This window comes from Actinomadura sp. WAC 06369, assembly GCF_003947565.1.
Classification (GTDB): domain Bacteria; phylum Actinomycetota; class Actinomycetes; order Streptosporangiales; family Streptosporangiaceae; genus Spirillospora; species Spirillospora rifamycini.
Map to the genome: position 1 here is coordinate 1 of NZ_QHJN01000273.1, position 6,144 is coordinate 6,144.

7 protein-coding genes are annotated in these 6,144 nt (G+C 69.4%); 4 read left to right on the top strand and 3 right to left on the bottom strand.

Annotation, left to right across the window (positions count from 1 at the left end):
- Window positions 1-401 precede the first annotated feature (401 nt).
- Entirely contained in the window at window positions 402-1,553 is a 1,152-nt protein-coding gene (locus tag DMH08_RS37800; protein WP_125621027.1) for a sensor histidine kinase, read from the bottom strand.
- Window positions 1,550-2,212: a response regulator transcription factor gene (locus DMH08_RS37805; RefSeq protein WP_125621029.1), complete on the bottom strand. Its 663-nt coding sequence runs from the start codon at window positions 2,210-2,212 to the stop codon at window positions 1,550-1,552. The genes DMH08_RS37800 and DMH08_RS37805 overlap by 4 nt, the downstream gene beginning before the upstream one ends.
- A gap of 183 nt (window positions 2,213-2,395) precedes the next feature.
- On the opposite strand from DMH08_RS37805, the gene DMH08_RS37810 reads away from it, so the two are divergent.
- Together DMH08_RS37810 and DMH08_RS37815 are read left to right on the top strand one after the other, a co-directional pair.
- Complete coding sequence (locus DMH08_RS37810) at window positions 2,396-2,545, top strand: ATP-binding cassette domain-containing protein (RefSeq protein ID WP_199748206.1); 150 nt, start codon at window positions 2,396-2,398, stop codon at window positions 2,543-2,545.
- Between the two features lie 471 nt (window positions 2,546-3,016).
- On the top strand, window positions 3,017-3,400 hold the full coding sequence (locus DMH08_RS37815) for a hypothetical protein (protein WP_125621031.1): 384 nt from the start codon (window positions 3,017-3,019) through the stop codon (window positions 3,398-3,400).
- A gap of 374 nt (window positions 3,401-3,774) precedes the next feature.
- On the opposite strand, the gene DMH08_RS37820 is transcribed toward DMH08_RS37815, so the two are convergent.
- Window positions 3,775-4,995, bottom strand: coding sequence for a helix-turn-helix domain-containing protein (locus DMH08_RS37820; RefSeq protein WP_158642461.1), 1,221 nt, complete (start codon window positions 4,993-4,995; stop codon window positions 3,775-3,777).
- A 519-nt stretch (window positions 4,996-5,514) separates the two neighbouring features.
- Here DMH08_RS37820 and DMH08_RS37825 point away from each other — a divergent pair.
- On the top strand, window positions 5,515-5,844 hold the full coding sequence (locus DMH08_RS37825) for a hypothetical protein (protein ID WP_125621035.1): 330 nt from the start codon (window positions 5,515-5,517) through the stop codon (window positions 5,842-5,844).
- 53 nt (window positions 5,845-5,897) lie between these two features.
- Window positions 5,898-6,144 (top strand): ATP-binding protein (locus tag DMH08_RS37830; RefSeq protein WP_148108643.1); only part of this gene is annotated, 247 nt, incomplete at its 3' end.

Sequence of the window (6,144 nt, forward strand, 5' to 3'; positions counted from 1 at the left end):
GTATAAGCGGCTGCGGCGTGCGTCGTCGCCGTGGCCTGGGGGTTCGCGGCGGCGCGGCCCGCCCCCGCGAACCCCCAGGCCACGGCGACGACGCACACCGGGCCCCGGAGCGAACGCCGGAAAGCAGTTCGTGTGTCCAGCGACTGGTGGACGGGCGTACCCGATGCACGGGTGCCCGGCCGGCTCGGCCCCGGCGCCGGCCGGGCGCGGCAGCTCCGCAGTGCGGTTGCACGGGTCGAGCCGTTTGCAACAACCCATGAAACGAAGAACGCGCTGCACGGCGTGCAGGTGGCGCGGTGTTGCACAGGCGAGGACCTATGAAACGGCCAAGTCCTCGGGTCTCGCGGGTTCCTTGGGATGCTATGGCGGCCAAGGCAATGGCGGCCAAGGCCACGGAGTGTTCATCTTCGGGACGCGCAGCGAAGCCCTTTCCCCTGATGTTGGAGGTGTGGATGGGGTGCGTGCGCGAACTGTACGGCGATGGACAGGCCGCCTTCGGCGCGTGCGTCGGCGGTGAGGGCGGCGTGGTGGGCTTGGGCGACGGCGTCGACGATGGCGAGGCCGAGACCGTAGCCGTCGCGGCGGCCGTTGCGATCGGGCGCCAGTCTTTGGAAGGGGTGAAAGAGGCGCCGGATCTGGTTGCCGGGGATGACCGGCCCGCTGTTGGCGACCGTCAGGACCACCCGCGTGCCGGAGGTCTGAGTCGTGATGTCCACGTGCCCGCCTGCGTGGTTGTGGCGGATGGCGTTGTCGATGAGGTTGGCGACGAGGCTCTCGATCAGTTTCGGGTCCCCGGCCGCCACCGCGGGCGTTAGGTGTTCGGCGAGGTCGACGCCTCTCGCCGCTGCTTGGTCGCGGCGGGAGGCGAGCGCTCCTTCGACGACTTGGGCGAGGTCGAGGGTGTCCCAGCGGGTGACGCCTCGCTCGCTGGTGGCCAGAGCGAGCAGTGCTCGGACGAGCCCCTCCTGGTGTTCGCCGAGGGCGAGGGCCTCCCGGCAGGCCGAGCGCAGCGTGTCGGTGTCGGCATCGGGGTCGGCGAGAGCGACCTCGAGGAGGGTGCGCAGCCCGGCGAGGGGGGTGCGCAGCTCGTGGGAGGCGTTGGCGACGAAGTGGCGTTGGGCGTCGAAGGAGGCTTGGAGGCGGGCGAACAGGTCGTCGAGGGTGCGGCCGAGCTCGGTCAGCTCGTCTGCGGGCTCGCCGAGGTCGAGGCGCCGGTGCAGGTTGCCGGTGGAGATGTTCTTGGCGGTGGCGGTGATGGTGCGCAGCGGGTGCAGGAACCGGCCGGCGACGAACCAGCCGAGGGCCAGGGCGACGGGAATCAGGACGACCAGGGCGACGGCGGATCCGGTGAGGAGCTGGGCCAGGCTGATCCCGCGCCCGGCTCCGGTGGTCACGCTCGATGAGGGCCGGCCCTTGGGCGTGGCCGCGTCGACGCTGGCGAGCGGAACGAGGACGAGGACGAGCACGAAGACCCCGGCGGCGTAGATGCCCGCCGCGTAGGCGAGCGCGAGCCGTGTCTGCAGGGACCTTCTGGCGGGCTGCGGGGAGGTCATGTCGACCCGATGCGGTAGCCGCCCTGGCGGACGGTCTCGATCACGGGCGGGTCGCCGAGTTTGGCCCGCAACCGGTGCATGGTGTGCTTGACGGCGCTGCTGAAGGGGTCGGCGGCCTCGTCCCAGACGCGTTCGAGTAGCTCCTCAGCGGAGATGACCAGGCCCGGTGCGGCGAGCAGGCATTCGAGCAGGGCGAACTCCTTGGGGCTCAGCTCGAGGCGCCGGCCGGCCCGGAACGCGGTGCGGCGGGCCGGATCGAGGGTGATGTCCCCGCATGCCAGGGTGGGCGGTAGCGGCGGGGTGGCGCGGCGGGCCAGAGCACGGACGCGGGCGACCAGTTCGGCGAACGCGAACGGCTTGGGCAGGTAGTCGTCGGCGCCCAGGCTGAGCCCGTCGACGCGGTCCTCGATCGTGCCGGAGGCGGTGAGCATCAGCACGCGGGTGTCGCGGCAGTCGTGGGCGAGCCGCCGGCAGACCTCGTCCCCGTGGACGCCGGGCAGGTCGCGGTCGAGGATCACCACGTCGTAGCGGGTGACGGCCAGGCGGTCGAGGGCGGCGGTCCCGTCCAGGACGACGTCGACGGCCATGCCCTCGCGACGCAGCCCGGTCCCGAGGGAGCGGGCGAGGACCTCGAAGTCCTCGACGACGAGGACCCTCACCACCGCTCACCGCCGACCGTCGTGCGGGCGGGGCGGCCGATCCGTCCACGGGGTCGAGGTGCCATTCGTCAACGATGCCAGATCCCCGGTCTCAGCCCGGTCGCGGCCGCTGCGACCGGGCCGGAACCGGGTGCCGCGTACAACCGTCGGCATGAGTGCATTGCGAACCATGGGCTCGCTGCGATGAGCGCCCCGGGGATCGTCGCCGCCGGGCTGCGCAAGCGGTACGGGCCGGCCCTGGCCCTCGACGGCATGTCCTTTGCCGTCCGCCCGGGAGTGGTGACCGGCTTGGTGGGGCCGAACGGGGCCGGGAAGACGGTTACGGAACCGTGATGGTCGTTGATCGGGGGTTTTGCCCGGCAAGGGCTTAACCCTACGGGGCGTGACTGCGCGCTGTCTGAGGGGCGATCTGCTAGCCTCGCTCGGCTCCGGGCGCCGCTTGCGGCTGCCCGCCGACCGCCCGGGAGCAGATCGCCTAGGAGTCCTCGGACAGCGCCATGCAGTCGCGCCCCGAGCGCACGCTCAACCCCGGGCGCTGACCATGCGCCTAGAGAAGAGGCGACGTGACGGTTCGTGGCGCGGACGTCATCGCACGCTGTTTGGGGTGCTGGCCGCGGAGCGGCTCCGGACAAGGGGATGGGTGGCGGGGTTGGTTGGGAACCAAATCATCAGCATGAGGCACGTGCCGAGGCGGCACTATCCCCATGGGCGGGCGTTCCGTTAGGGCACTTGCTCCGCTTGCATCCTGCCTTGATCGGGTACCACCGCTATCGGGTTCGGGGGCAGTCAACGGACAACGGGGCGATGCTCATGGGGCAGGTACGGGTCATCTTCAACGAACCTCAGCAGATCGGCGCGGTGACGCTGCGCGAGATGACGGTGGACGCTGACCGGCTGGTCCTGCTGGCGAACGGCGAAGTCACGTTGGACGTCGCTACGGCAACGGTGCGAACGGTGGACGGCGGGGCGGCGGAACGGACGGCGCGCATGCGGTCGGCGAACCGTAACCACGGGCGCGCATGGAGTGCTTACGAGGAGATCGAGCTAGCGCGACTGTGGGACTCCAAGAGCACGGCGGAGCTGGCGGCGCACTTCGGCCGGTCGCGCGGTGCGATCACCTCGGCAGCGCGACGTCTCAAGCTGCCTGAGCGGGCAACCGGTAGCACTGTGACCAGGCAGGACGGCTAGCAGCCGGCGGGCGCCCCTGCGAACCGGGGGGAGGCTTCGCGCTCGGGCTGGCGCCTGCCGGTCGCGGAACCTCGCGCGGGATGCCTGCGGGAGCGGGGAACGGGTCCCGTGCAAGCGGAGGCGCCCGGACGGGTCGACGGGAGCGGCCGTCGCGCGCCCGGCGGGGGACGAGCGGCGTGGGGTAGGGGCCCCGCGTCCGCCTCGGACCCCAAAGCCGGGCGCTGGCGACGGCCGCGATCCGGCGGACCGGATCGCGGCGGCCGATGCGCTGCGAGGGAGCCGGACACGCGTGCGCTGGCGACCGCTAGGCGAGGCGACGCGCGCCAACGGCGCGCCTTGACCTAGTAGGGGAACTCCTCACACACATGGGTTGCTCAGTCGTTCATCCCCAGCCATGACGCGAAGGAGCGAAGAGTCCCGGTCGTCTGACGTTCCATGCGCGCCACCTGTTGCGCCGTCTCGCGAACTTGGGGATGGAACCGGGCATGCTGCGGGGCGATGTCACGGGCTTCGTAGAGACACTGGAGTGCGTTTCCAGGGTCATTACGCCATACATGCGCCCGCGCAAGGTCGATCCAGTGATGCGACCGACGTTCACTCGGGGCACTGCTTGGAAGGTGTACGTCCTCGGCCTTCCCAATGGCCCCAGCGTCGTCGCAGAGTTCGACGGCTAGGCTGACAGCCCATATCCGCACGTTGGTAGGTCCGAAGTACAGCCGGTAGTCGTCCCGGTCTTCGCCGATCTCGTCGGCGGCTGTCTTGGCTTGTTCGTAGTACTGCCAGGCCGACAGTTCAGCATCTCCGCGTCCGGAACGGGCCGCAACAAGAGCGGCTTTGAGGTGAAGATTGCCCCAAACCGCCCACTTGGATTGCCAGTTCGAGCCCCTCCCGCCGAGGTGAGGCTCCAGGCGCCCAAGGGAAGCATCCATGAGAGCAGCAGCGGAGGCCGTGTCGCCCGCCATCATCAACTCTCCTGCTCGCAGGTAGTCACCGATGTGAACGCAGAGAGGATCACCAGAGCGTTCGGCGGCCCACTCGTACCTGTCCGTTGTGAGTGCCGAGAGATCGATATAGCCCATCTTGTAAGCGAGTTGTCCGGCGGCTGCATAGCCCTCAGCGAGCAGGCCATAGACCTGCTCGCGTATTGACCCCTCGTAGGCATGCGCAGCGAAGCGTAGAGCTTCTAGCGTCTTGGGCAGGTGTTCACCGAGCTTGAGCAGGTTTACGCCGTGCCGAAGATTCGCCAGCTTGGCGACATCGGCCGTGAGGTCCTCAATCGATCTCGGCTGCCCCTCAGCCGTCGGTGGCAGGTTGTAGGCCGCCAGTTCTCTACGCAGGACGGCAACGTGTTCGTGCACCTGAGCATCCGTCGGGGTATCCGGCGCAAAGGGCTGCCCTGTGATCTGAGCAATGTCGATCTTGAGTTCGCGTGCAGTAGCGCTTATGACGGCAGGGGTGGCCGGGCGGTTCCCGGTCTCGACCTTGCTCAGCAGGCTGAGCGAGATGGCAGCCTTCTGTGCCAACTCACGCTGAGACATGCCACGAAGGCGTCGAAACGTGGCAATTCGTGCTCCGGCCGTGTCCTGTGCGTCCATGTCGTGATCTCCTTCGGACGATCCGCCGGTTCCCATCTACGGTACGTCGTCATCAGCTTCATGGTCGCTCACAGGACGCTTCTCAGCCTTTCACAAGCTGTGAAAGCCCGGCCACCTGCAAATCTCTAGCGTCGTTGCCGACATCAGGTGACAGGGAGATCACGCGGTGGACGGAGATGCAACGCGTCGGGCACTAAACGGGCTGGCTGGCGAGCTTCAAGAGCTGGGGATCTCCGTGCTGGGGATCCGGGAGTGGCCGTCCGGGACGGTGCTAAGCGTCACAACGAACCTGCCCGTGAGGTGGGCAGACGGCGAATACCGCTGGCATCACGGCAAAGAGGACCGTTCGCACCCTGACAGAGACCCCCGAGGAGCGGCGCGGGCGCTCGCCGCACTGTACGCACGGCTGATGGGGCCGGAGTTTCAAGGCGAAAAGAAGCACTGACAGAGGACGGCCCTGGGCCGGTGCAGGCACACCGCGTCCCAGGGCCTTGGCCCGACTGCGAAGGAGTCGAACCCGTGAACAACGTATCGAATCAGGCACCCCCTCCGGGCGGCGCTGGCCCGTGGCGGGCGGCGCCGGAGGTGATAGCCCGCCGGGTGGTGCTGCTGGCTGAGTTGGCGGCGGCGCTGGTGCTGTTGGGGGCGCCAACGCGGTTGCAACTGGAGATTCACGGCGGGGTGGCACTGTCGGTGATGTTCGGTGGCCGCATCGTCACGGTGGTCGTGGTCGAGAACGCGCGGGGCGGTGCGGGGTACCTGTGGGGCGGCGTGGTGCGGTTCCCGGCGGGTGCGGGCGCGGACGTCACTCGGGAGGCGGCGGCGGCGCTGGCAGGGGGCGTGCGGTGATGCTCTGGGACGGTGCGAGCCGTGAGCGGGTCACGGGCGGCGACGGTGAAGTGATGGACGTGCGGGAGGTGCGGCGCCGGGTGCGCTGCGAACTCCAGCGGCATGGTGAGGACTCCGGGAACGGCGACGTGGACGTGATGGTGAGCGAAATCGCGACGAATGCGCTGCTGCACACGGCGTCGGGGCGTCCGGGCGGGGGCGTGGACGTGGTGGTGCGGGCGGCGGCCGACCGGGTCCGGGTGGAGATCACCGACGACGGCGGGGCGGCGACGCTGCCCGTACTGCGGACGGTGGCGGGGG